Below are 22,530 nucleotides of genomic sequence, written 5' to 3' on the forward strand. Positions count from 1 at the left end.
ATAATGCTTTTTATGGAATTTACATTAGAACAAATTTTAGTAGCGATGGCTTTGACCATCCTTGCCGGACTTTCAACCGCTATTGGTTCTGTGATAGCATTTTTTAGCAGAAATGACAATCTTAGAATTCTTTCTTTTGGCCTTGGTTTTTCTGCTGGAGTGATGATATATATCTCTTTTATGGAAATTTTACCCTCTGCTTTTACAGATTTTAAAAAATACTATAATTCAAACTATGGAGAACTTTTAGCACTTTTGTGTTTTTTCGGTGGAATTTTTTTATCAGCCATCATCGATAAATTTATCCCAGAAGATGTCAACCCTCACGATCCTAAAGAAGATCTAAGTGAGCTTAAAATTTGCCCCTTGCCTCAAAAAAATGAAAAAGCACCCGCTTTTCATGCAGGTGAACCTTTAAAAAAGATCAATGTAAAGGCATTGAAAAGAACAGGGATATTTACTGCACTTGCCATAGCGATACATAATTTTCCTGAGGGTTTTGCGACTTTTATCTCAAGCCTTGATAATCTTAGCTTTGGTGTGGCTATCGCTGTGGCTGTAGCTATACACAATATCCCTGAAGGAATGGCAGTTTCTTTACCGATTTATCATGCTACAAAGGATAAGAAAAAAGCCTTTATTTACTCTGCACTTTCGGGTGTAGCCGAGCCTATGGGAGCGATTGTGGGAGCGTTTTTGATCTTGCCTATCATGAATGAGCTTACTTTAGCCATCACCTTTGCTGTAGTGGCTGGGATCATGGTGTTTATCTCTTTTGATGAGTTATTGCCTGCGGCAAAGACTTATGATAAAGCCCACGATAGCCTTTATGGACTTGTTTTAGGAATGGCGGTAATGGCGGTGAGTTTGATTTTGTTAAATCCTTGAGTTAAATCAAGTTATAAACCAAGCCATGAAAGCTTGGTTTTGTTAGAAAAGTGTTAGTAAATTGCGCTTGCTTCGATTATAGCAGGGGAGAAAAAGAAAAGTTTGCTTAATACAGTTACGATAGAACGATCCAAAAGGTATTCTCCTAAACCAAAGCGATTTTCTATGGCGATACTAGAGTCAGGAAAAGTGCTCATGCATTGATTGCCACCATTGGTTAAAGATCTAATTTGTATAGAACCATTTGTCATTGGTATGATAGAAAAAATAGTCTGCATTGTTCCATCTTGCAAATCTTGTTTGCAAGATTTGGTGCCAAAACTTTTTTCACTTAAAACAGCTAGGCATATATCATCGCCCCTAGGGCTTATAAACTGAACATAGCCAAAAGGCAAATCTTTTGCGTGCATATCCCTAGCTTTTAGCTCATCATTTGCTACAATCTCTTTTAAAAACCAATTTTGATCTTCTAACCTTTTTGAAGTTTTTCTAAAAGGACTTAAAGAAATTCCTGTTTCTAAAGATCTTATAGCAAACATAGGAGTAAAGTCTGCTAATTCATCCAAGCTAGGCTCTGCTTTCAAAAAGCTCAAAAGGGCAAAAAATAAAATAAAAATTTTTTCATATTAAGCTCCTAAGGTCTTCTAAAATTTACAGGAAAATGATCTGAAGCCAAAAAGGTTCTTAATCCTGCTAAAGCTAAAATCGCAACTATCGGTGGTGGGTTGTATAAAGCTGCAGTGTTGGAATTTCCAGTGATAGCATAATCAATCGTTCTTCCACTTGTTTGCGTAGAAGAAGGCGGAACAACTACGCGAGTGCGCGCTCTTAAGTCAGGATCTAGCAAGGTTACTAAGGCGCCTGATTCTCTATTAAAATCGCCTAAAATCATCCAATTAATATCAGGTCTATTTCTAAAAAACATATCCACAGCAGCGACAATGGCTCCTGCGTCATTTCCCCCACTTGCTAGAGTGTGTATATTGAAAAAAGGATCATTGCCTATGCGTATGCCTATAATAGGTCTTGAAGCAACTGTTGGAGGGGGTAAAACAAAAACTTCATCCGCTTGCACTCTGCTAACGATAGCTAAATTCACACGATTTGCTCCTACATCCACTCTAGAATAATATATATAAACAGAGCTAGGTCTTGATACAGAGCCTAAATTCCATATGTATTCATGTATAGGAATACCCACGCCCACGGGTTGTACCTGTCTAGGAGTCATCACGCTCAAAAAACCATTAAATCTATTTAATTTTATATTAGAATTTAAATAGTTTTCTTTCATAAACTTTTTCATAGGTTAAAAACCTATTGAAATTTTTATTGGAACGAACGCTGTTCCGCTATCCCTTAGAGTTTGCACTGCATTAGGGAATACTTTTCTAGCAATACCTATTGCACCATTTAAATCCGCATTTATGAATTTGCCAGTGCTTGATTTAAATAATCCACGCTTAACGCGTTTGCCTAAGTAATTCTCTCTATGCCCCAAAGGCTCATTGGCTAAATGGTCGCATTTGCTAGTATGGCTCTCTTCGGTTAAATGAAGTTTTATGCCATAGTTTTCACATTTATATGCCATTTTTTCAATAAAAGAGTTATAAGGAATTGAAACAAAGTTTTGATTTGTTTTTTTACCTAAATTCATCTCTTGTTTCCATTCTTTATTCTTGCCAATTACGATATTAGCGATTTTATGCTCTACACAATGCTTTATAATGAAATCGCTTGATTTATGCATAAAATCATTTATCTTGCAATCTCTTTTTAAAGCTGGATTTGCTAGTTTTTTTGAGTGAAATTTGTTATTTGAGAGTTTTAGCGTTTGTGTGTATTTAGCTCTTAATTTGTTGAAAAATTGATTGACGCTTTTAATCGCTCTGCCGTTGATAATAAAAGGCTGTTTGCTTTGATTATCTATTGAAGTTACAAAGTTATTAAGTCCTAAATCAATGCTTAAAAAGCTATTTTCAATTAAATTTGTAGCCTTAGCTCTAAGCACTCATAAACAACTTCCACAATAAAACAAGTAGATTTTGGAATGAATCTAACTTGCTTTAGTGTAGAAGTTTGATTGTCTATTTTTGTGATGAATGGTTTTAAATTTGTGCTTTTTGGAAAATGAATTTTATTTAGTGATTTGCCTTGTTTGATTTTAGCTTGTTGATTTGTAAAAACAACAATGCTTACTCCATTTTTAGCTTTATATTTTGGTAGTTTTGGATTACTTGTAAATTTGCTTTTATCCTTTTGATAAGATTTTAAAGCCTTAAAAAAGCTCTTGTAGTTTTTGTATAAGAGTTTTATTGTTTGTTGGCTACTTTGTGCTGGTAAAGAAATATAATCGGCTTGTTTTTCTTTAGCTAATTTTGTTGTTAAATCATACTCTTTTGGAATAGATTTATTTGCAATAAAATCTTGTCTAATAATGTAATTAACATAGTTATAGAGATTTTTAGATTTATGGCAAATCTCTTTTATACTATTAAAGCGTTTATCGTTTGGTTTAATAATGTGTCTTTCTACTCGTTGCACTCATCATCTCCGCAAATCCTATTAACTTCGTCTTTGTTAATTTTACTCTCAATGAGTAACTTTTTAGCAATTCTACGCTTAGAATACATTTTCATTGAAAAAGCGTGGATTGTTTGCATTATATCTTCAAATAATTCTTGCTCTAAGCTTTTGCTCTCGCAATTATTGATAATCTCAATCTTAGTGCCATAATCATTAAATAGCTTTGTTACAAGCTCATAGCTAAGTCTAGCAAGTCTATCTTTATAAGATACATAAACAACTTTTATTTTATAATCCATAACATCGCTTAATAAATCCATAAAGCCTTTTCTATCTAGGCTCATACCACTTTTTATGTCGCTGTAGATTTTATCTACTTTTATGCCTTTAGAGTTTAAATAAGCTATGTTGTTGTCAATTTGGTTTTGTAGGTCTTGCTTTTGTTTATTTGTGCTTACTCTTGCATAGATTACATTTAGTCTATTATCTTCAATACCAGCTATTTTATAAACATCTTCATCGTTATACTTGTAATAACCATTTGGCTCTTTTGTTACTCTTATTTTACCGCTTTTAACATATTTCCAAAGTGTTACTCTACTAATTTTTAGAATTTTTAAAACTTCATTTGATTTCATTCTTATTTGCTTTTGAAATAAAATTTCAATAATTTATATAAATTATATTCTTTAAAATATATTAAATTGATTTGTTTATTATGGCTGTACTAGGTAAAACCCCCGCTTCTTGAACAGCTAAAACATCCATAGGATTTGCACCGGTTATGAGTTGTCTTATACTAACATTCCATTTGCTTTCAGTTGCAGCTGATGAGCCTTGCAAATTCCAAGTTCCGGTGTTGTAATTTTCTAAAGCGGCAAATAATACATTAAAACTTAAAATCAAAAATACTATTTTTTTCATTATCTTCCTTTCATAGCGAAAAAATTAAATAGGAGCGCCTATATACCACTGTCTATCCAAATTCTTTTCTTTTTCTTTCAAACAATCGGTTAAATAAATATTATAAAAGCTCAAATTAAATTCTTCCATTACATTTGAAACAGGTGTTTGTATACATTGTTGGGTGGCAAAATTTTGAATTTGATAAGCTCCATTAGTCATCGGATAAAGTCTCCAAAACTGCGCAAAATTTGTTTGATCACAAGGATAATGAACGATGCCATTTCTATAGGCGTTTAAGCAAGTAAATGTTTTTGCATTTTTAATCATTACTGTATTGTTTGGAAATTCAATAAGCTGCCAAGCTCTTGCATCTCCAAAAGGTCTACTAGCAAATAAACTATATCCCCATATCCAATTGCCAGGATTTAAAGCCCAGATTGTTAAAGATGCTCCATTAGGATTCATAATAGTGACAAAATCACTTACCATACCTGTGTTTTCGTATAAAGCATTTGAAGCAAATTCGTTTGGAGATTTTAGCCTTGGCAATGGACCTTTGACGGCATTATCTCCTTTAAAGGTATTAGGAGTGATTACAGGTGGGACAAGTGGTATGGCGGGAAATTTTTTACCTTCTACCAAGCTTGGTGTTTTTTGTTTGACAGGGGGTGTAGGTTTTGAACCAAGTTTTAAAGGATCGTTATCGTTAAATTTACCATAAGATCTTCCTAAATGATTGATTTGTTGTTCTTTTGAAGAACAAGCTGAAAAAAATGATTGTTACAATCAAAAACATTAGGCTTAATTTTATTTTTTGCATATATCCTCTTTTTTCTTAGCACCAAAATGACACAAGATAGAGCAAAGTATACAAAGTATACAAGCGCTTAGAAGCATTATAAGTCCAGCATTCCAACTACCATAGTAATCCACAGCCCAGCCTATAGCTTTTGTTCCAAGTGAAGTGCCGACTACATAACTCATAAAACCACGAAGTCCTACACAAGATCCTACTGCAAAAGCAGGAACGACTTCCATAGTTTGTACACTTGCTAAAAATTGTGGTATATAGACCAAACACCCCGCCATAGCTGCAAAGAAAGTAACCATATAAAGATTATTTGAAGTAAAATATCCAATAATCATAAAGAAAATAATCACCATAGCACCTATAGCAGGAGGCATTCTATAGCCTTTAAAAATTTTATCTGAAATATATCCTGCAAGTAAAGTAGAAGGTATAGCAGCCTATTCAAAAAGCCAAAAGGCAATACCCATTTGTTCTTTATTAAAGCCTTTTGTTTCTAGCAAGTAAATAGGAAGCCAAGAAATAAGCCTAAAACGCACCATATAAACAAAAGTATCCATCCAAGCCACATACTAAGCATTTTTGTTTTTAAGTACATAATGATAAAAAATTTCAAAACTGCTTAAATTTGGAGTTTCTATAGCTTTGATTTCTTCTGTTTTAATCCCTCGCATTTCATTGATTTCAGTAATATCAACCAAACCTTCATTTTTAGGACTTCCTTTGACTGCATAAAACACATAAAGGCTAATAAGCACAGCACAAAAAGCAGGAACATAAAAATGATTGATATGCTAATGTGTTTCATAAAATCTGCCAAGCTTACGCCTAAAAATGCTGCTAAAGCAAATCCAGAAAGCGACACTATAGGAGCGATTATACCTCCTCCTAAATTGTGCGAGATATTCCAAATAGCTGTATAAATTCCCCGTTCTTTTTAGGATACCAGTTTGCAAGAGTGATAAAAGAAGGACCTACCCCCATACCTTGAAAAACCCCAAGCGCGATAACAAAACCTACATAAGCGTAAAAAGAATTTGAAAAACCAAGTAAAACATTTACAAGAGCACATAAAATAAGACCTAAAGCCATGTATTTTTAGGATCAGCTTTATCGCTTATAACGCTCATTTCACCTTTGCTAATCCCGTAAGTTATAAGCATTGAGCCTGTGATTGTTCCGATGTCTGATTTACTGAGATTAAGTTGATTTTGTATAAATGGAGTTGAAAGAGTGATATTATTTCACACAAGATAATATCCCATATATCCTATAAAAACCCCACTTAAACTCCAAGTTCTCATTTTGTAATATCTAGGTAAAATTTCCTCTTTAGGAAATTTAATAGCTTTTGCCTTAGGTTTGAAAAAATCAAACATGCATGCTCCGCCTCCCTTTTTTGTAATTTATTATGTAAATATATTAATAAATATTAAATAAAAATATAATTAAAAATAGTATTAAAATTAATATTTTAAAATCAAAATTTATATTACAAAAATATGCTACAATCCAAATTTTATCTTTTGCAAGGAAGAGCAATGAAAGAAATTCTTATTACCAATGATGATGGTTTTGAAAGTGAGGGACTTAAAAAACTCATTAAAATGTTAAAAAAAGAATTTAAAGCAAAAATTACCATAGTTGCGCCTGCTACTGAAAAATCAGCTTGTTCACATTCTATAACCCTTACAAAACCCTTGCGTTTTATCAAAGTAGGAAAAAGATTTTACAAGCTTGATGATGGAACCCCTGCAGATTGTGTTTATCTTGCTCTTCATGCGCTTTATAAAACGCGTTTGCCTGATCTTGTGATAAGTGGGATTAATAAAGGTGCAAATGTGGGTGAAGATATCACATATTCAGGTACTTGTGCGGGTGCTATGGAAGCAGTTTTACAAGGAATTCCAGCCATAGCTCTTTCGCAATTTTACAAAAAAAGTGAAAAAGAGCTTGATTTTAAAAATGCTTTAAAAATTACTAAAAAAATCGTTCAAAATATTTTTGATAAAGGCTTTCCTTTAGGAAAAAAAGAATTTTTAAACATTAATTTTCCAGCAAAATCCAATATAAAAGGCATTAAAATTTGTAAAGCAGGTAAGCGAGTGTATAATTTTGAAGCGCATTCAAATATCAATCCACGCGGAGTGGAGTATTATTGGCTAGCAGCAGCAAATTTGGATTTTGAAGATGAGAAAGATAGCGATATAGCTTTATTGAAAAAGGGTTATGTGACTATAACTCCTATAATGCTTGATTTAAGTGCTTATGACAAAATGAAAAAAGTTAAAAAATGGTTAAAGGCAAATAATGAATGATAGATTTACGCGTATAAAATGGCTAGTAAGCGAGGAAAACTTCAATAAAATTTCACAAACCAAGGTGCTCGTATGCGGACTTGGTGGAGTAGGTGGGATGTGTGTAGACGCACTTTATCGTAGCGGTTTTCAAAAACTTACTTTAATCGATGCGGATAAATTTGAAATCACCAATCAAAACCGCCAAATTCATAGTGAAAATTTGGGCGAAGAAAAAGCTAAGGTTTTTGCTAGAATTTACAATGCTAAGGGTATAGTAAGTAAAATAGATAATGAATTTTTAGCGAATTTTGATTTAAGTGAATTTGATTTAATCATCGATGCAATTGATGATATTCCTGCAAAAGTAGCGCTTGCAAATTTGATCGATTTTAAGCGTCAAATTTTTATCTCTTCTACGGGTGGGGCTAGAAAGCTTGATCCTACGCGTATAAAAACTACAAGTATATTTAAAACCCACGGAGATGCTTTAGCGAAAAAATTCCGTTATGAACTTAGAAAATCAGGCTTTAAAGGAAATTTTGATGTGGTATTTTCAGATGAGGAAGCGCATTGTAAAGATCTTGGATCTTTTATGGGTGTGACTGCATCTTTTGGTTTAGCCCTAGCCAGCTTGGCATTAAGAAAAGTTCTTGCTAAGAAAAGCTGATATTAAAGATTTAAATGCTTGTTTGTCGCTTTTTGAGCAAAGCGTAAAAACACTTTGTGCTAAGGATTATACAAAAGATCAAATTTGTGCTTGGATTAAAATTGATAGACAACAATGGGAAGAAAAATTTAAATATGATGAGATCTTTGTCTATGAAAAAAGAGGAAAAATCGCAAGTTTTATAAGTGTTAAACAAGAGCAGAAATTGCTTGATTTGCTTTTTACTCATCCTGATTTTGTTAGACAAGGTTTAGCACAAAATTTACTTGATTTTATTTTAAAAACTTATTTGCATAATGAAATTTACACTTTCGCATCCTTAAGTGCTAAAGATTTTTTCTTAAAAAATGGTTTTGAACTTATAAGGGAAAACAAGGTTATCAAAGAGGGACAAAATTTAAAAAAATTTTTAATGAAAAAAGATGTGGTTTATAAAAACTAGAAGTTAAGATAAGCAAAAATAATGGATTAAAAGATATAAAAATCATTTTTTACTTATCTTAGATAAATGAATTTATCTAAGATAGAAAAAATTACAAAAATAGCTAGATGTTAGAAAATAGCTCCGTGTTTTTCATAATTTGTTATTTTTGTAGCAGTGTTATTTTCATCCACAAAAACAACTTTTGGTTTAAATGTTTTTGCTTCTTCTTCATTAAAATCAGCATAAGACATGATGATCACCTTATCTCCCACTTCTGCAAGACGAGCCGCAGCACCATTTAAGCATACAACTCCTTCTTCTTGCGTGGCTATGGTATAGGTTTCAAATCTAGCGCCATTATTGACATTGACTACTTGGACTTTTTCGTATTCTAAAATTCCACTCGCTTGCAATAATTTTTCATCTATACTTATACTTCCTACATAATCAAGCCTAGCTTCTGTTACGCTTGCGCGATGTATTTTTGATTTGAGTAAAGTGATATTCATTTTAATCCTTGTACTAAAAAATTATCAATGAGTCTTGTTTTTCCAACAAAAGCAGCCACCGCTCCTAAAACATTATCAGTGATATTTTCGATATTTTCCATGGTGTTAAAATCGACTAATTCTATATAATCGATTTTGATTAGTTTTTCTTTTTCTAAAATATCTTTCATAGCTTGGATGATCTTAGAAGTATTTTTTTCTCCCTCTCGGACTAATTTTTCAGCCAAAAAAATGCTTTGAGATATAGCTAGTGACGCTTTTCTTTCTTCTTTGCTAAGATATACATTTCTAGAGCTTTTAGCTAAGCCATCTTCTTCTCTAATGATAGGACAAATTTGAATTTTTAAATCAAAATTTAAATCATCAACCATATGCCTAACGACTACGCATTGTTGCGCGTCTTTTTGCCCCATATAGACTATATCAGGGTTTAGGATATTAAAAAATTTAGTTAAAACCGTGCAAACGCCTCTAAAATGCCCCGGTCTTTTAGCCCCGCAAAGTTTATCAGTGATCGTATTCATATCTACATAGGTACTAAAATTCTTAAGATACATTTGAGTTGCATCGGGGATAAAAACCATATCAACGCCATTATCTTGACACATTTTAATGTCGCGTTCTAAATCTCTTGGATAACTAGAAAAATCTTCATTAGGCCCAAATTGCATAGGATTTACAAAGATACTTACTATAACCTTATCTTGTGTTTTGGCATGTTTGACTAAACTTAAATGTCCATCGTGTAAAAAACCCATGGTTGGAACATAGCCTATACTAAGTTGATGTGATTTCCAATCTTTTACAATTTGTTTTGCTTCTTTGACAGAAGTAATGACTTGCATATTTGTATCCTTAGTATAATTTATCTAATAATTCATCATCTAAATAATCAAAGCTGTGCTCTTGGGAAGGAAAAATACTGCTTTTAACTTCATCTCTATATTTTTCAACTCCTACTTGAGGATCAATTTTATCAAAATGCTTTACAAATTTTGCTTTAAAATCTTTATTTAAACCCAAAAGATCGTGATAAACTAAAACTTGTCCATCGCAGTATTTGCCTGAACCTATGCCGATTGTTGGAATTTCTAAAATAGAGCTTATTTTTTGTGCTAGTTTTACAGGCACACATTCTAAAACCAACATACAAGCACCCGCATCTTGCACAGCTTTTGCATCATCTATAATTTTTTGGGCCGATTGTAAATCTTTACCTTGAACCCTATAGCCACCTAGCATATTTACAGCTTGTGGGGTTAAACCTAGGTGAGCAACGACGGGTATTCCTGATTGGGAAATCAATTTAATCTTGCTTGCGATTTCTATACCCCCTTCCACTTTTACCCCATTTGCGTGGCTTTCTTTGATAAATCTTGAGGCATTTAAGATAGCGTCACGATCTGAACTTTGATAAGACATAAAAGGCATATCAGCAAGTACGAAAGACTTTTTAGCTCCGCGAGAAACAGCTTTGGTAAAAATCAACATTTCATCCATAGTAACACTTAAAGTATCTTGCATACCAAGTACCGTCATGGCTAATGAATCTCCAACCAATATAATATCTATATCGCTATTGTCTAAAATTCTTGCACTATGATAATCATACGCACTTACCATGGTTATTTTTTCATTTTTGGCCTTTTTTTCCAAAAAACTAATCATACTTTTTCTCATTTTGCATACCTCAATTTTTAGCTATAAAATAATAAGCAAAAAACTAGCATATAATTTTTCATAAATAGTAAATGAATGATAAAGTAAGTTATATTTAATCGATGGATTGCTTTAATGGTTACAATTTTAGAAAATTTCAGTTCATGTTAAAGGATATTTAAATAAAATAAAGCTTTAAAAAGTATTTTGTTTAAAATTATTTAAATAGAAAGATATTTTATGAAAAAAATAACTTTATTTTTACTTTTCTTAAATTTAGTGTTTGGGCAAGATAAGATATTAAATAATTGGTTTAAAGAGTATAATACAAGCGGCACTTTTGTTTTTTATGATGGAAAAACTTGGGCGAGTAACGACTTTTCAAGGGCTATGGAGACTTTCTCTCCCGCTTCCACTTTTAAAATTTTTAATGCTCTAATTGCACTTGATAGTGGTGTGATAAAAACTAAAAAAGAAATTTTTTATCACTATAGAGGTGAAAAAGTATTTTTATCTTCTTGGGCGCAAGATATGAATTTAAGTTCAGCTATAAAATATTCTAATGTTCTTGCTTTTAAAGAAGTGGCAAGAAGAATTGGTATCAAAACTATGCAAGAATATTTAGACAAGCTTCATTATGGTAATGCTAAAATTTCCAAGATCGATACTTTTTGGCTTGACAACTCACTAAAAATAAGCGCTAAAGAACAAGCAATTTTGCTTTTTAGACTTTCACAAAATAGCTTACCTTTTTCTCAAGAAGCAATGAATAGTGTTAAGGAAATGATTTATTTAAAAAATATGGAAAATTTAGAGCTTTTTGGAAAAACAGGTTTTAATGATGAGCAAAAAATTGCTTGGATTGTAGGTTTTGTGTATTTAAAAGATGAAAATAAATATAAGGCTTTCGCGCTAAATTTAGATATTGATAAATTTGAAGATTTATATAAAAGAGAAAAAATTTTAGAAAAATATTTAGATGAACTTGTAAAAAAAGTTAAAAATGATGGCTAGTGAGTATTTCGTAAAATGCAAAAATACTTAATTGTATGATTTGCGTACACTTAAAGTACTCATTAAAAAATTAAATTTTTGCTCTTATTTATCAAGTTTTCCTACGATGATAGGGTTAAAGGCTTTTATGGATAGCAAAAGCGTATCGCCGATTTTTACATCTTTATAAGATTTTAAAAATTCCTCTTCGCTAAGTGTGATTTTAACGATATCTTGATTTAAAAGCAAAGTAAAAATAACTAAAATATCACTTTTTTTCATCTCAAGCAAAGTCGCGCTCAAGCGCAATTTCGCACTTAAATTTGATGAGGTAAAAAATTCATTTGTTCTTGCATCTTTGATGATTTTTCCATCACTAAGCTCTAAAATTCTATGGCTCAATTTGTAAATTTCAGCCAAATCGTGACTTACTAATAAAGTCGTGATTTTAAAATGTTGTAAAATTTTCACAAGCTCATCTTGTAAAAAAGATCGCATTTTAAAGTCCAATGCACTCAAAGGCTCATCTAAAAGTAAAATTTGTGGCTCTCTTGCTAAAGCCCTTGCTAAAGCCACTCTTTGTGCTTGTCCGCCACTTAAATTTTTGGGATAAATTTTGGCTAAATTTTCCAAATTCATTAAGCTTAAAAGCTCTTCTGCTTTTTGTTTTGAAGTCGCAGCATAAGAAATGTTTTCTTTTACGCTCATATTTGGAAAAAGAGCGTAATCTTGAAAAACAAAGCCGATTTTTCTTTTTTGTATGGCTAAATTGACATTTTTTTGGGTATCAAACCAAAGCTCATCTCCTACTTCTATGCGTCCAAATTCAGGTTTTATAAGTCCTGCAATGATTTTAAGTAGAGTTGTTTTTCCCGCACCGCTTTCCCCAAAAATAGCAGTGATTTCATTTGCTTTTAAGCAAGTGTTTAATTCTAGTTGCTTCTTGCCTTTTGCTGTGTTGATGGGAAGTTTTATATCGATTTTTATCATAAAAGTGGCCTATAGAGCGATTTTTTTATTTACAAAATAAAGACTTAAGAGTATGGTAAAAGAAATTGCAAATAAAGTAAAAGCGTATTGATGTGCTAAAGTATAGTTTAAAACTTCAAGCTCATCATAAATAGCAATACTTGCGACCAAAGTTTCACCTTTTTTATGTCCACCTATCATCATCACCACTCCAAATTCACCGATAGTGTGTGCAAAACTCATCGCACAAGCGCTAAAAATCCCTACTTTAGAATTGGGCAAAATTACTCTAAAAAGTGTGTAAATTTTACCCTTTCCTAGAGTATAAGAAGCATCAAGTAGGTTTTGATTGATCGATGAAAAAGCGCTTTGTAAAGGATTTACCATAAAGGGTAGGGAAAAAATCAAAGAAGCAAATACCAAACCTTCAAAGCTAAAAACCAAAGAAAGGTTAAAATATTCTTTTAAAAATTGTCCTAAAAAGCTGTTTTGTGAAAAGCTTATGAGCAAATAAAAACCCAAAACACTTGGAGGCAAAACCAAGGGCAAAGCTACAAAGGTTTGCACCAAGCTTTTAAAAGGAAATTTCACAAAGCTTAAAAGATAGGCTAAAAATACTCCGATGAAAAAGAGCATAAAGGTGGTGATAAATGCAAGTTTAAAGGTAAGATAAAGGGTTTGTAAAAAATCATTATCCATAAACAGCCTTTAAAATGATATCATTTTCCTTGACAAAGCAGAGCCATTCTTGTCCTTCTTCAAGTTTGAGCTCTAAGGCTTTTTCTTTGGTGATAATGCTAGAAATTTCATCACCCTCAAAATCAAAAAAGATATGATATAGAATTTTGCCTTTTTTGATACTTTTAATCCTTGCTAGAAATGAATTTTCCACACTTAAAATAGAATGGGGTAAAGTAAAGCCAAGTTCGTGTTCTTTGAAAAGTACTTGAATTTTTGTACCTATTTTAAGATCTTGCAAAGAATGAAGATCAAGCATTAAAACTTTAAAAATTTGCTCTTTAATACTGATCTTAACGATGACAATCTCACCCTCATTTAAAAGCTCTATAATCTTACCATTTAAGATATTCAAGGTGTGTCAAATCCGTATTTTTTAAAGATTTCTTTTGCTTTTTGCGAACTGATAAAATCGCTAAATTCAAAGGCTAATTTTTTATCTTTAGCGTATTTTGTGATGACATAGCTTTGTTTTAAAGGAGTGAAGTATTTTTGATCAATTAAAATAGCTTTGCCTTTAGGATGATTGATAGAAGATACTAGAGAATAAGCCACAATACCCAAATCCGCATTATTGCTATCGACATGTAAAACAGGCACGGAGATATTTTCACCTAAAACAATTTTATCTTCAAAGAGTTTGTCTAAATTTAAATTTTCAAGCACTTCTTTAGCAGCTACTCCATAAGGAGCAACCTTTGGATTTGCAAGGCTTAGGTGATGAATTTTATTTGCTTTATCTTTTAGCTTTTCTATCCCACCTTCAAGTAAGCTTTCATCTAAGCTATATAGGGCTAAGATACCTAAAACATAAACTTTTGGTTTATCTAAAGCGTTTTGATCCTCATAAATTGCTTGCGCGTATTTTGTATCGGCTGAAAAAAATAGATCAAATTCCCGCCCTTGTTTCAAAAGTTGATAATACTTTCCTGAAGCGCCAAAAACAAGATCTATATTGTCATTAGGGTGTGATTTTAAAAATTCATTTTTGACCTCTTCCATAGCTTTTGAAGCCGAAGAAGCTACGAAAACACTTAAATTTTGTGCATTTAAATTTAAAGATAAAAACAACACTATAAAACATAACACGAGCTTTTTCATTGCACTTTCCTTTGTCGATAATCTTGATTTTTTGTATTATAACATAAGAAATTTTATTTTGTATCTTTTTTGCATAAAATAAAAATAGGATGATAAGTGAGTTTATTTTGAAATTTTTCTTCAAATTCTTTTAAGAATTGCTTGTTTAAGCGATAAAATCCCAAAGAATTTACTCCGCTTAATTTTAAATGTCTAAAAACTTCTAAAGCGTTTTGAAATTCCAAATTTACAATTTCTTCTGTGATTTTAATATCGGAAAAATAGGGTTTGAAAATTTGTTCAAGTTCTTTTGTGCTAAAATATTTTAAACCCAAGCTTGTGCTTTGTTTGATCTCTTTTAAATTCATTTCTCCAAAAGTAGAAAGAAGTAAAATTCCTTTTTTATTTAGCATATTTGCTAGCGTGGGCAAAACCTGCTTTAAATCAAGCCATTGCAAACTTGCATTAGAAGTGATAAGATCAAATTTTTGCTTGCTTAAATTCTGTGTAGCTAGGGTATTCATATCAAAAATTTCTACATTAAGATTATCAGGATAATCCAAAATATCATTTTTTAAATATTCATCAAAAGTGATAATTTTTGAAAGTTTGTCGCTAAATTCGCCCCTGCCACAACCAAATTCAAACACTTTTTTAAAATGCGAAATTTCTAAATTTTTTAAAATTTCACAAAGTTTTAAGCCCATTAAATCTTGCACTTTTGCGTGTTTTTGATAATCTTTTGCTTTTAAAAAATTCAAATTTCATCCCAAGTTTTAAAATGAAAAAAAGCAAAATGCGGCTCATCTAAAAAAATAAGCTTTGAAAAAGTATTTTTTAAAGCATTTTGAGGAAAAATTTCATCATGATTGCTTGAGTAAATTTTATCCCAAATAAAGCTTTCATTACGCTCTTTTAAGGCAAATTCGAAAAGTTTTTCAAGCTCGGTTTTTAAATCTTTTTCATCTTTAAAGATAAAATCTTTTGCTTCATTTTCGCGCTCTTTAAATAAAGATTTTTTAAAAGCTGTAAGATCAAATTTTTTAATTTGCTTAGCAAAAATTGCAGGATGAATTCCTTTTAATTTATCTATACCAAAAGGAGTACCATTGATAGCTATTTTTTGCGAAAACTCTATATTTTTTAAAACTCTACTTGCCACGCAAACTCCCATAGAAAAAGCTATGAGAGTGATTTTAGAAAAAGAGTTTAAATCAAATTTAAAGTCTAAATTTTCATAATCATAAACCAAAACTACATTTTTATCGCTTTTTAAATGTGCAAAATGACTAGGATGTGAAGCAAAACCACCAAATACCAAGATAAGTTCTTGTGAGTTTTCATTTTGAATTAAATTGCTTATTTTCATAAAAGTTCTACCACTTTCTTTAAGTCTTCTTTGCTAAGTCCTGCATGCAAAGAAAAACGAATTCTAGCTGTATTTTTAGGCACAGTAGGTTCTTTTATAGCGGGTGCAAAAATGCCATTTACTTCAAGTTTTTTTGCTAATTCTATAGCCTTTTGATTTTCTCCTAAAACCAAGGAGATGATGTAAGCATCGCCTAAAATTTGATGACTTTTTTCTATGAGTTGATTTTTAAAAAAATTGCCTATGATTTGTAGTTTTTCTCTTTTTTCTTTTAGTTCGCTCATTTTTTCAAAAATAAATTTTGTCCAAGCTATATTGATAGGAGGCAATGCTGTAGAATAAATAAAAGCTCTAGCCTTGTTGATAAAAAAGCTTTTATAAAGATTATTACAAATCATACAAGCACCCATAGAAGCAAGAGCCTTGCCAAAGGTAAAAACTATAAAATCAACCTTTTCTTCCAAATTTAAAGCTTTAACAAGTCCCAAGCCCTCCTCATCAAAGCAACCCACGCTGTGTGCTTCATCGATATAAAGTTTGATTTTAGGGTATTTTTCTTTAAAGGCGATGAGTGTATTAAAATCAGAAAAATCACCATCCATGCTAAATAACGCTTCGCTTAAAATGATGATATTTTCATAATGATCATAATGTTTTTGAATTAAATTTTCTAAATGATTCATATCGTTATGATAAAAGCGAAAAAATTTTGCTCCGCCAAGTTTTAGTCCATCAATCATACTTGCATGGATGAATTTATCTGCTAAAAAAAGTGTGTTTGGAATGCTTGCAAGTGCAGCTATACAAGAGATATTAAGATGATAACCGCTGTTAAAATGTAAGATTTCTTTTTCTTTAAATTTGGATTTTAAAAAGCTTTCTAATTCTTCATAAATTGTAAAATTTCCACTCAAGCTCCTTGAACTTGAGCTTGAAAAAAATAAGTCTTGTTCTTTGATATTGTCTAAAAATTCATCTTTTAAAGATTTGCAAGAGCTTAAATTTAAATAATCATTCCCCGCTAAATTTAAAAGCTTTTTGCCCTCTTTAAAAACAAAATTTCCTTCGTGTTTGAGGCTTGTAAGTTTTCTAAGGTTGTTTTGTTCTTTTAATTTATCTAAAATTTGTTTGATTTGCATGTTTTAACTCGAATTTATCTTTTAAGTCTTGCGTAGTTTTTACAACCTGTATCATATTTTAGATCGCAAGCCTTACCATAAAATTTTAGAGCTTTAGAAATATCTTTTCTAACACCATAGCCATTTTCATACATACCGCCAAGGTTAACGCAGCTATTTGCGTAGTCCATATCGCATGCTATTTTTAAAAATTTTACCGCTTTAAAATCATTTTTTTCTACATATGTACCATTTGCATACATGGCACCGACAACACCGCAACTGCTTCCTTCGTTTAAATTACATGCTTTTTCATAAAGTTCTATCGCTTTAAATTTATCATCTTTAGTTCTCATGCCTAGCATATACATAAATCCTAAGTTGCTACAACCTTGCTTATAATTCAAATCGCAAGCTTTTTGATATGATTCCATTGCTTTAAAATTGTTTTTTTTGACTAGTGTATACATAGTACCAAGTTCATTGCAGCCATTTCCATTATTTAAATCACAAGCTTGTTGAAAATATTTTATAGCGTTTGTATAATCCTTATTTTTATAAGCATTTTCACCTTTTTCTATTAAATCTTCTTGAGAACATGCGAAATTTAAAAATATAAATCCCAAGATAATTAATACTTTTTTCATAGCTTACCCTATTAAGAAATTTCTGACTCAAAATAATAATTATATAAATATTTCCTAAATAATTCTTTTTAGTTATAAATGTATGATTTTAACTAAAAATTGTAGTATTATTGTATTAAAAAAATAAAGAAATGAAAATGAATTTAAAAGAACTAGACTTAAAACATATTTGGCACCCTTGTACGCAAATGAAAGATCATGAAAATTTGCCACTCATTCCTATAAAAAGAGCTAAAGGAGTGTGGCTTTATGATTTTGATGATAAGGCTTATATGGACTGTGTGAGCTCGTGGTGGGTAAATCTTTTTGGGCATTGTAATGAAAAAATCGCAAATGCCATTAAAAAACAAGTTGATGAGCTAGAGCATGTGATCTTAGCAGGCTTTACACATGAGCCCATCATCAAGCTTTCTGCAAGACTTTGCGAAAAAGTAGGCAGGAATTTTAACAAATGTTTTTATGCAGATAATGGCTCAAGCGCTATTGAAGTCGCACTTAAGATGAGTTTTCATTATCATTTAAATAAGGGGATGAAAAAAAGTAAATTTTTATCTTTAAGCAATTCTTATCATGGTGAAACCTTAGGGGCTTTAAGTGTGGGCGATGTTGCGCTTTATAAAGATACTTATAAGCCTTTACTTTTAGAGTGTTTAAGCACGCCTGTGCCACAAGGCAAAGACTACACTAAAGAGCTTGAAATTTTAAAAGATATTTTAGAAAAAAATGCAAGTGAAATTTGTGCTTTTATACTTGAACCCTTGGTGCAATGTGCAGGAAATATGCATATGTATCAAGCAGGGTTTATTGATGAGGCCATAAAGCTTTGCCATAAATTTGGAGTGCAAGTGATTTTTGATGAAATTGCAGTGGGCTTTGGACGCACAGGAACTTTGTTTGCCTTACATCAATGCAAACAAAGCCCCGATTTTATCTGCCTTTCAAAAGGGATAACGGGTGGATTTATGCCACTTTCTGTAGTGCTTACAAGAGATGAAATTTATAATGCTTTTTATGATACTTATGAAAGCCAAAAGGCTTTTTTACATTCTCATAGCTATACGGGAAATACCTTAGCTTGCGCGGCAGCAAATGCGGTTTTAGATATCTTTGAGGATGAAAATATTTTAGTAAAAAATCAAATTTTAAGCGAGTTTATCAAAAAAGAATTTTCAAGACTTGAAAAATTTGACTTTTTGGGTAATTTTAGAACTTGCGGGATGATCAGTGCTTTTGATATTTTAAGCACCAAGTATAAACGCGTAGGACTTTTTGTATTTCAAAAAGCCTTAGAAAAAGGTTTGCTTTTAAGACCTTTAGCAAATACGATTTATTTTATGCCTCCTTACATCATCACAAAAGAACAAATCGTTTATGTACTAGAGAGTTTAGAGCAGATTTTTAAGGAATTTTAAGTTGTAAAATTTCTTGCATTTGCTCTTTAAAATCTTTATTTAAAATGCTATTTTCATCAAAAAAATCAAGATTGATTATAGGAATTTTTGCATAATTTTTTATAAAATCATCTTGTAAGATATCTTTTTTACCCATCATTACAAGGGCCAAAAGATTGATATTTCTTTGCTTTAAAGCTTCAATGCTAAGCAAGATATGATTAATACTTCCAAGATAGTATTTTGCTACCAAAATCGTAGGGTGTTTGAAAATATTCACAAAATCAATCATAGTGTAATTTTCATCCATAGGAGAAAAAAGCCCACCCGCAAGCTCAATAAGTAGGTTTTTGCTTTTTGGTAAAATGATATCTAAGGATTTATAATCAAGCTTTTCTTTGATTTTTCCAAGATGAGGAGAAGCTGGAGTTTGCAAAAAAATACCTTCTTTAAAAATCTTTGTTTTTGGGCTAAATTTTGCAATAAACTCACTATCTGTTGGAGTTCCTGCTTGAATGAGTTTAAAATAATCATAGCTAAAATTCGCACAAAAAGCTGCGCTAAAATGTGTTTTTCCTACATCAGTATGTATTCCACTTACATAAATTTGCACAAAAAATCCTCAAGAAAGAAATTTTAAACCCGCTGTACAAGTAATAATCACAGCGATTAAAAAAAGTTTCAAAAAACATTTACTTTCTTTATAAAAAAGCACTCCTATCATTACCCCACCAGCGGTTCCAGCTCCTGTCCATATAGCATAAGCAACGCTCATAGCGATATTTTGCATACTTAAGCTTAAAAAAGTAAAAGAAAATCCAAAACACACTATCAAAACTAAAAGGTAAAGTTTGTTTTTAGTGCTTACAAGTTCTTTCATGATCACCACGCCAAAAATTTCACAGGCGGTAGCTAAAAACAAATAAAACCATTCCATAGATTAAGTTTCCTTGCTTACCCATTTAAGGGCTATAATACTTAAAAGTAAAATTGCTATAAGCACAAGTTTAATTATAGAAACAGCTTCGTTAAAAATAAACATTTCATTTAAAACCACCCCAATAGTGCCGATGCCTACAAAAACACTATAAGTAATACTTACTTCAAGTCTTTCACAAGCTTTTAAAAAGCAAGTAAAAGAAATACAAATCCCAATGGCTGTTAAAATATAGTGCCAAATTTCTGTAGAATATTTAAGTCCACTTACCCAAAAGCATTCTATAAGCCCACCAAAAATAACCATAAACCACGCGATATTGGTATTCATTATGCGCTCCTTAATATTTTTTGCGCGGCAATTATAACCAAAACAAAGTAAATAAAAAACTACCATAAATTTACTTTTACCTAAGCCAAGATTAGATACAATTATAAGCTTATTTTTTAAGAAAGGAAAAAGATGTTAGAAGGTATCGTTAGAGAGAGTATCGGTAGAAAAGCGGCTAAAGCTTTAAAAAGAGATGGTTATCTAATCGCAAACATCTATGGAAAAGGATTAGAAAACATCAATGCTGCTTTCAAAGTAAATGATTTTATCAAAGAAGTTCGCAAAAAAACAACTTTAGCTTTTGATGTAAAAGTAGGTTCGCAAACTTTAAATGTTGTTGTAGTGGATTATCAAAAAGATCCTGTGACTGCAGAACTTAAACATGTGGATTTAAAAGTTGCACAAAAAGGTGTGATTTCTAAATACATGGTTCCAGTTAAAATCACAGGAACAGCTATAGGTCTTAAAAATAAAGGTGTTTTAATCCAATCAAAAAGAAGATTAAAAGTAAAATGTGCAGCTGAAAATTTACCAAATTTCTTCGAACTTGATGTAAGTAAGCTTGATGTGGGTGATGCTTTACTTGTTCGTGATATTGTAGTTCCTGCGGGAGTAACTATGATAGATGCTGATAGAGTAGCGGTAGTGGGCGTAGAAAAAGCTAGATGATCTTAGTCGTAGGGCTTGGCAATATAGGCAAAGAGTATGAAGATACTCGCCATAATGTCGGCTTTATGCTTATTGACTTGCTTTTAAAAGAAGGCAATTTCACAAATCTCACAAACTCAAAATTCAAAGGAGAGCTTTTCAAAATGGGCTCTTCTTTACTTCTTAAACCTCATACTTATATGAATAATTCTGGATTAAGCGTAAAAGCGGTAAATGATTTTTACAAATGTGAAAGAATCATAGTCGTTCATGATGATATCGATATCAATTTAGGCGCTTTGCGTTTTAAAAGAGGCGGTTCTAGCGGAGGACATAATGGACTTAAAAGCATAGATAATCTATGCGGAAGTGATTATGAAAGAGTGCGTATAGGAGTGGGCAAGGGTGAGAATGTTATTTCTCATGTTTTAGGTAAATTTAGAGCCGAAGAAGAGTTAATTTTAAGTAAGGTTTTAGAGCATTCTAAAAAAGCTTTACTTGAGCTTATCCGCAATGATGATTTATCAGCCATATCTTCAAAGTATAGCTTAAAGGCTTAAGATGTGGATATTTTTTCGTTTTATTTCAGGAATTTATCTTAAGAATTTTTTTATTATCTTTCTGTCTTTACTGGGTTTTTATTGTGGTATTGATTTGCTTTTAAATTTCAATGATTTACCCGATGCAGCAAATCTTAGCTTGCTTTATGTGATTTTTTTGGCTTTTTCTGCTGTTACTTATGTCTTGCCTGTTTCTTTAATCTTTGCTTTGGTGCTTTCTTTGGTTTCTATGATAAGGGCTAATGAATTTGTAAGCCTTTATGCTTTAGGGCTTAGTAAAAATTTGGTCATAATATTTCCTTTTTTGTGGGCTTTATTTTTTTGTTTTGTGTATGTGGGGTTAAATTTTACTCCTTTTGCTTATGCAAATGATTATAAAAGAAATATTCTAAAAAATGGCACTATGCTAAAACAAAGCGGTGAAGTTTTTTTAAAATTTAATAACGAATTTATTTATATTTCTAAGGTTAATAATGGACAAAGTACCGCACAAAATATTAAAATTTTTAATATTAAGGATTTAAATTTAAGTTCTTTTATCGAAGCTAAGAGCGGTATTTTTGAAAAGAAAAATTGGATTTTAAAAGAAGGAAATTTAACCTTACTTCCTAAAGAATATGAGCTTGGCAATAAGGGGTTAAATATCAGCGAATTTAAAGAGCTTAATACTCTTGAAGGTTTTAAGCCTAAGATCATCGAAGGGGTAGCTAGTGATAGTGATTATTCTATCTTAGATATACTTGAAAGTTTGGAGCTTTTTAAAACACAAAATATCAGCATAGAATCGCTTAAAATTAGTCTTTATAAGCTTGTATTTATGCCGTTTTTTGCACCCTTTTTAATGCTTATTATGTATTATTTTTTCCCAGTTATTGCAAGATTTTTTAATTTAGCTTTTGTAGCTTTTGTAGCTTTTGTAGTCACTTTGCTTACTTGGGGTATGTTATTTTTACTATCAAGATTGAGCGAAAATGGTGTGATTTTAAGTGAATTAGGCATTGTTATGCCTATTGTTTTGTTAATTTTTTTAGGTGGTTTTATGTTTTACAAGCACCGATAAATT

31 protein-coding genes and 3 pseudogenes are annotated in these 22,530 nt (G+C 31.4%); 9 read left to right on the forward strand and 25 right to left on the reverse strand.

Annotation, left to right across the window (positions count from 1 at the left end):
* The first annotated feature begins 12 nt into the window (after nt 1-12).
* Entirely contained in the window at nt 13-888 is an 876-nt protein-coding gene (gene zupT / locus KAR88_RS05900) for a zinc transporter ZupT (protein WP_002783252.1), read from the forward strand.
* Nucleotides 889-941: 53 nt separating this feature from the next.
* Here the strand turns inward: zupT and cdtC are convergent, their stop codons facing one another.
* The 11 genes and pseudogenes from cdtC to KAR88_RS08970 all read right to left on the reverse strand — a co-directional run bounded on the left by cdtC (nt 942) and on the right by KAR88_RS08970 (nt 6,507).
* Nucleotides 942-1,505, reverse strand: coding sequence for a cytolethal distending toxin subunit Cc-CdtC (gene cdtC / locus KAR88_RS05905; RefSeq protein ID WP_032685037.1), 564 nt, complete (start codon nt 1,503-1,505; stop codon nt 942-944).
* Nucleotides 1,506-1,522: 17 nt separating this feature from the next.
* A pseudogene (gene cdtB, locus KAR88_RS05910) lies at nt 1,523-2,125 on the reverse strand (cytolethal distending toxin nuclease subunit Cc-CdtB); the annotation flags it as partial.
* Nucleotides 2,126-2,197: 72 nt separating this feature from the next.
* Nucleotides 2,198-2,899, reverse strand: coding sequence for a transposase (locus tag KAR88_RS08875; RefSeq protein ID WP_318831458.1), 702 nt, complete (start codon nt 2,897-2,899; stop codon nt 2,198-2,200).
* Complete coding sequence (locus KAR88_RS08880; RefSeq protein WP_225982050.1) at nt 2,872-3,432, reverse strand: Mobile element protein; 561 nt, start codon at nt 3,430-3,432, stop codon at nt 2,872-2,874. Before KAR88_RS08880 ends, KAR88_RS08875 begins: the two co-directional genes overlap by 28 nt.
* A complete protein-coding gene (locus KAR88_RS05920) occupies nt 3,420-4,052 on the reverse strand; it encodes an IS607 family transposase (protein ID WP_002846149.1) in 633 nt (210 codons plus the stop codon). The genes KAR88_RS08880 and KAR88_RS05920 overlap by 13 nt, the downstream gene beginning before the upstream one ends.
* Before the next feature lie 76 nt (nt 4,053-4,128).
* Nucleotides 4,129-4,338: pseudogene (gene cdtB / locus KAR88_RS05925) on the reverse strand (cytolethal distending toxin nuclease subunit Cc-CdtB); the annotation flags it as partial.
* 24 nt (nt 4,339-4,362) lie between these two features.
* Nucleotides 4,363-5,140: pseudogene (gene cdtA / locus KAR88_RS05930) on the reverse strand (cytolethal distending toxin subunit Cc-CdtA).
* Complete coding sequence (locus KAR88_RS05935) at nt 5,128-5,505, reverse strand: hypothetical protein (protein ID WP_004284785.1); 378 nt, start codon at nt 5,503-5,505, stop codon at nt 5,128-5,130. Before KAR88_RS05935 ends, cdtA begins: the two are co-directional and overlap by 13 nt.
* 195 nt (nt 5,506-5,700) lie before the next feature.
* On the reverse strand, nt 5,701-5,868 hold the full coding sequence (locus KAR88_RS05940; protein ID WP_004284787.1) for a hypothetical protein: 168 nt from the start codon (nt 5,866-5,868) through the stop codon (nt 5,701-5,703).
* A gap of 148 nt (nt 5,869-6,016) precedes the next feature.
* Complete coding sequence (locus KAR88_RS05945; protein WP_209757914.1) at nt 6,017-6,220, reverse strand: hypothetical protein; 204 nt, start codon at nt 6,218-6,220, stop codon at nt 6,017-6,019.
* A 152-nt stretch (nt 6,221-6,372) separates the two neighbouring features.
* Nucleotides 6,373-6,507 (reverse strand): hypothetical protein, encoded by a 135-nt coding sequence (locus KAR88_RS08970; RefSeq protein WP_002788014.1) that lies wholly within the window; start codon nt 6,505-6,507, stop codon nt 6,373-6,375.
* A gap of 162 nt (nt 6,508-6,669) precedes the next feature.
* On the opposite strand from KAR88_RS08970, the gene surE reads away from it, so the two are divergent.
* The 3 genes from surE to KAR88_RS05965 are packed head-to-tail and all read left to right on the forward strand — an operon-like array spanning nt 6,670 to nt 8,537.
* Nucleotides 6,670-7,446 (forward strand): 5'/3'-nucleotidase SurE, encoded by a 777-nt coding sequence (surE, locus tag KAR88_RS05955; RefSeq protein ID WP_002781752.1) that lies wholly within the window; start codon nt 6,670-6,672, stop codon nt 7,444-7,446.
* Nucleotides 7,436-8,095: a ThiF family adenylyltransferase gene (locus KAR88_RS05960; RefSeq protein ID WP_072226882.1), complete on the forward strand. Its 660-nt coding sequence runs from the start codon at nt 7,436-7,438 to the stop codon at nt 8,093-8,095. Before surE ends, KAR88_RS05960 begins: the two co-directional genes overlap by 11 nt.
* On the forward strand, nt 8,079-8,537 hold the full coding sequence (locus KAR88_RS05965) for a GNAT family N-acetyltransferase (RefSeq protein WP_002857453.1): 459 nt from the start codon (nt 8,079-8,081) through the stop codon (nt 8,535-8,537). Before KAR88_RS05960 ends, KAR88_RS05965 begins: the two co-directional genes overlap by 17 nt.
* Before the next feature lie 110 nt (nt 8,538-8,647).
* On the opposite strand, the gene panD is transcribed toward KAR88_RS05965, so the two are convergent.
* The 3 genes from panD to panB are packed head-to-tail and all read right to left on the reverse strand — an operon-like array spanning nt 8,648 to nt 10,708.
* Nucleotides 8,648-9,028 (reverse strand): aspartate 1-decarboxylase, encoded by a 381-nt coding sequence (gene panD, locus KAR88_RS05970; protein ID WP_002810707.1) that lies wholly within the window; start codon nt 9,026-9,028, stop codon nt 8,648-8,650.
* Nucleotides 9,025-9,873, reverse strand: a complete 849-nt coding sequence (gene panC, locus KAR88_RS05975) for a pantoate--beta-alanine ligase (protein ID WP_002778123.1) — start codon at nt 9,871-9,873, stop codon at nt 9,025-9,027. Before panC ends, panD begins: the two co-directional genes overlap by 4 nt.
* 10 nt (nt 9,874-9,883) lie before the next feature.
* Nucleotides 9,884-10,708, reverse strand: coding sequence for a 3-methyl-2-oxobutanoate hydroxymethyltransferase (panB, locus tag KAR88_RS05980; protein ID WP_002791309.1), 825 nt, complete (start codon nt 10,706-10,708; stop codon nt 9,884-9,886).
* 219 nt (nt 10,709-10,927) lie between these two features.
* On the opposite strand from panB, the gene KAR88_RS05985 reads away from it, so the two are divergent.
* Entirely contained in the window at nt 10,928-11,701 is a 774-nt protein-coding gene (locus KAR88_RS05985) for an OXA-61 family class D beta-lactamase OXA-489 (protein WP_002791310.1), read from the forward strand.
* An 84-nt stretch (nt 11,702-11,785) separates the two neighbouring features.
* On the opposite strand, the gene KAR88_RS05990 is transcribed toward KAR88_RS05985, so the two are convergent.
* From KAR88_RS05990 to KAR88_RS06025, 8 genes are read right to left on the reverse strand one after another with little or no spacing between them, the layout of a single operon-like run.
* Nucleotides 11,786-12,670: a sulfate/molybdate ABC transporter ATP-binding protein gene (locus KAR88_RS05990; protein ID WP_002778133.1), complete on the reverse strand. Its 885-nt coding sequence runs from the start codon at nt 12,668-12,670 to the stop codon at nt 11,786-11,788.
* A gap of 9 nt (nt 12,671-12,679) precedes the next feature.
* Nucleotides 12,680-13,348 (reverse strand): molybdate ABC transporter permease subunit, encoded by a 669-nt coding sequence (gene modB, locus KAR88_RS05995; RefSeq protein ID WP_002778136.1) that lies wholly within the window; start codon nt 13,346-13,348, stop codon nt 12,680-12,682.
* Complete coding sequence (locus tag KAR88_RS06000; protein WP_002778137.1) at nt 13,341-13,742, reverse strand: TOBE domain-containing protein; 402 nt, start codon at nt 13,740-13,742, stop codon at nt 13,341-13,343. Before KAR88_RS06000 ends, modB begins: the two co-directional genes overlap by 8 nt.
* Nucleotides 13,739-14,488 (reverse strand): molybdate ABC transporter substrate-binding protein, encoded by a 750-nt coding sequence (gene modA, locus KAR88_RS06005; protein WP_002778139.1) that lies wholly within the window; start codon nt 14,486-14,488, stop codon nt 13,739-13,741. Before modA ends, KAR88_RS06000 begins: the two co-directional genes overlap by 4 nt.
* Before the next feature lie 53 nt (nt 14,489-14,541).
* Nucleotides 14,542-15,228 (reverse strand): malonyl-ACP O-methyltransferase BioC, encoded by a 687-nt coding sequence (gene bioC / locus KAR88_RS06010; protein WP_002778141.1) that lies wholly within the window; start codon nt 15,226-15,228, stop codon nt 14,542-14,544.
* On the reverse strand, nt 15,225-15,836 hold the full coding sequence (locus KAR88_RS06015; protein WP_002778143.1) for a pimeloyl-ACP methyl esterase BioG family protein: 612 nt from the start codon (nt 15,834-15,836) through the stop codon (nt 15,225-15,227). The genes bioC and KAR88_RS06015 overlap by 4 nt, the downstream gene beginning before the upstream one ends.
* Nucleotides 15,833-16,975: a pyridoxal phosphate-dependent aminotransferase family protein gene (locus tag KAR88_RS06020; protein ID WP_002778145.1), complete on the reverse strand. Its 1,143-nt coding sequence runs from the start codon at nt 16,973-16,975 to the stop codon at nt 15,833-15,835. The genes KAR88_RS06015 and KAR88_RS06020 overlap by 4 nt, the downstream gene beginning before the upstream one ends.
* A 14-nt stretch (nt 16,976-16,989) precedes the next feature.
* Nucleotides 16,990-17,601, reverse strand: coding sequence for a tetratricopeptide repeat protein (locus KAR88_RS06025; protein WP_002778147.1), 612 nt, complete (start codon nt 17,599-17,601; stop codon nt 16,990-16,992).
* Nucleotides 17,602-17,738: 137 nt separating this feature from the next.
* Between KAR88_RS06025 and KAR88_RS06030 the strand changes: the two genes are divergently transcribed.
* The gene (locus KAR88_RS06030; protein WP_002790388.1) at nt 17,739-19,013 is read left to right on the forward strand and encodes an adenosylmethionine--8-amino-7-oxononanoate transaminase; all 1,275 of its coding nucleotides are present in this window, start codon (nt 17,739-17,741) and stop codon (nt 19,011-19,013) included.
* Here KAR88_RS06030 and bioD read toward each other — a convergent pair.
* The 3 genes from bioD to KAR88_RS06045 are packed head-to-tail and all read right to left on the reverse strand — an operon-like array spanning nt 19,000 to nt 20,274.
* The gene (gene bioD, locus KAR88_RS06035) at nt 19,000-19,605 is read right to left on the reverse strand and encodes an ATP-dependent dethiobiotin synthetase BioD (protein WP_002778151.1); all 606 of its coding nucleotides are present in this window, start codon (nt 19,603-19,605) and stop codon (nt 19,000-19,002) included. The two genes, KAR88_RS06030 and bioD, sit on opposite strands and share 14 nt — an antisense overlap.
* A 9-nt stretch (nt 19,606-19,614) precedes the next feature.
* Nucleotides 19,615-19,929: a multidrug efflux SMR transporter gene (locus tag KAR88_RS06040; protein ID WP_002778153.1), complete on the reverse strand. Its 315-nt coding sequence runs from the start codon at nt 19,927-19,929 to the stop codon at nt 19,615-19,617.
* Between the two features lie 3 nt (nt 19,930-19,932).
* Nucleotides 19,933-20,274: a multidrug efflux SMR transporter gene (locus KAR88_RS06045; protein WP_031263585.1), complete on the reverse strand. Its 342-nt coding sequence runs from the start codon at nt 20,272-20,274 to the stop codon at nt 19,933-19,935.
* A gap of 117 nt (nt 20,275-20,391) precedes the next feature.
* On the opposite strand from KAR88_RS06045, the gene KAR88_RS06050 reads away from it, so the two are divergent.
* From KAR88_RS06050 to KAR88_RS06060, 3 genes are read left to right on the forward strand one after another with little or no spacing between them, the layout of a single operon-like run.
* Complete coding sequence (locus KAR88_RS06050) at nt 20,392-20,928, forward strand: 50S ribosomal protein L25/general stress protein Ctc (RefSeq protein ID WP_002778158.1); 537 nt, start codon at nt 20,392-20,394, stop codon at nt 20,926-20,928.
* The gene (gene pth / locus KAR88_RS06055; protein WP_002778160.1) at nt 20,925-21,467 is read left to right on the forward strand and encodes an aminoacyl-tRNA hydrolase; all 543 of its coding nucleotides are present in this window, start codon (nt 20,925-20,927) and stop codon (nt 21,465-21,467) included. The genes KAR88_RS06050 and pth overlap by 4 nt, the downstream gene beginning before the upstream one ends.
* Before the next feature lies 1 nt (nt 21,468).
* Nucleotides 21,469-22,527, forward strand: a complete 1,059-nt coding sequence (locus KAR88_RS06060; RefSeq protein WP_002778162.1) for an LptF/LptG family permease — start codon at nt 21,469-21,471, stop codon at nt 22,525-22,527.
* The last annotated feature ends 3 nt before the right edge of the window (nt 22,528-22,530 follow it).

It is taken from the genome of Campylobacter sp. JH23, assembly GCF_017846595.1.
Taxonomy (GTDB): domain Bacteria; phylum Campylobacterota; class Campylobacteria; order Campylobacterales; family Campylobacteraceae; genus Campylobacter_D; species Campylobacter_D coli.

Excerpts from the sequence above, each read along its gene's own strand:
- KAR88_RS06040 (WP_002778153.1), bottom strand. The coding sequence starts at position 19,929 with ATGGAATGGTTTTATTTGTTTTTAGCTACCGCCTGTGAAATTTTTGGC.
- KAR88_RS05945 (WP_209757914.1), bottom strand. The coding sequence starts at position 6,220 with ATGGCTTTAGGTCTTATTTTATGTGCTCTTGTAAATGTTTTACTTGGT.
- KAR88_RS05920 (WP_002846149.1), bottom strand. The coding sequence starts at position 4,052 with ATGAAATCAAATGAAGTTTTAAAAATTCTAAAAATTAGTAGAGTAACA.
- panB (WP_002791309.1), bottom strand. The coding sequence starts at position 10,708 with ATGAGAAAAAGTATGATTAGTTTTTTGGAAAAAAAGGCCAAAAATGAA.
- KAR88_RS06030 (WP_002790388.1), top strand. The coding sequence starts at position 17,739 with ATGAATTTAAAAGAACTAGACTTAAAACATATTTGGCACCCTTGTACG.
- surE (WP_002781752.1), top strand. The coding sequence starts at position 6,670 with ATGAAAGAAATTCTTATTACCAATGATGATGGTTTTGAAAGTGAGGGA.
- KAR88_RS08970 (WP_002788014.1), bottom strand. The coding sequence starts at position 6,507 with ATGTTTGATTTTTTCAAACCTAAGGCAAAAGCTATTAAATTTCCTAAA.
- KAR88_RS05985 (WP_002791310.1), top strand. The coding sequence starts at position 10,928 with ATGAAAAAAATAACTTTATTTTTACTTTTCTTAAATTTAGTGTTTGGG.
- zupT (WP_002783252.1), top strand. The coding sequence starts at position 13 with ATGGAATTTACATTAGAACAAATTTTAGTAGCGATGGCTTTGACCATC.
- KAR88_RS05990 (WP_002778133.1), bottom strand. The coding sequence starts at position 12,670 with ATGATAAAAATCGATATAAAACTTCCCATCAACACAGCAAAAGGCAAG.
- KAR88_RS06060 (WP_002778162.1), top strand. The coding sequence starts at position 21,469 with ATGTGGATATTTTTTCGTTTTATTTCAGGAATTTATCTTAAGAATTTT.
- pth (WP_002778160.1), top strand. The coding sequence starts at position 20,925 with ATGATCTTAGTCGTAGGGCTTGGCAATATAGGCAAAGAGTATGAAGAT.
- modB (WP_002778136.1), bottom strand. The coding sequence starts at position 13,348 with ATGGATAATGATTTTTTACAAACCCTTTATCTTACCTTTAAACTTGCA.
- KAR88_RS06050 (WP_002778158.1), top strand. The coding sequence starts at position 20,392 with ATGTTAGAAGGTATCGTTAGAGAGAGTATCGGTAGAAAAGCGGCTAAA.
- modA (WP_002778139.1), bottom strand. The coding sequence starts at position 14,488 with ATGAAAAAGCTCGTGTTATGTTTTATAGTGTTGTTTTTATCTTTAAAT.
- KAR88_RS06020 (WP_002778145.1), bottom strand. The coding sequence starts at position 16,975 with ATGCAAATCAAACAAATTTTAGATAAATTAAAAGAACAAAACAACCTT.
- KAR88_RS05935 (WP_004284785.1), bottom strand. The coding sequence starts at position 5,505 with ATGCCTCCTGCTATAGGTGCTATGGTGATTATTTTCTTTATGATTATT.
- panC (WP_002778123.1), bottom strand. The coding sequence starts at position 9,873 with ATGCAAGTCATTACTTCTGTCAAAGAAGCAAAACAAATTGTAAAAGAT.
- KAR88_RS06025 (WP_002778147.1), bottom strand. The coding sequence starts at position 17,601 with ATGAAAAAAGTATTAATTATCTTGGGATTTATATTTTTAAATTTCGCA.
- KAR88_RS06015 (WP_002778143.1), bottom strand. The coding sequence starts at position 15,836 with ATGAAAATAAGCAATTTAATTCAAAATGAAAACTCACAAGAACTTATC.
- panD (WP_002810707.1), bottom strand. The coding sequence starts at position 9,028 with ATGAATATCACTTTACTCAAATCAAAAATACATCGCGCAAGCGTAACA.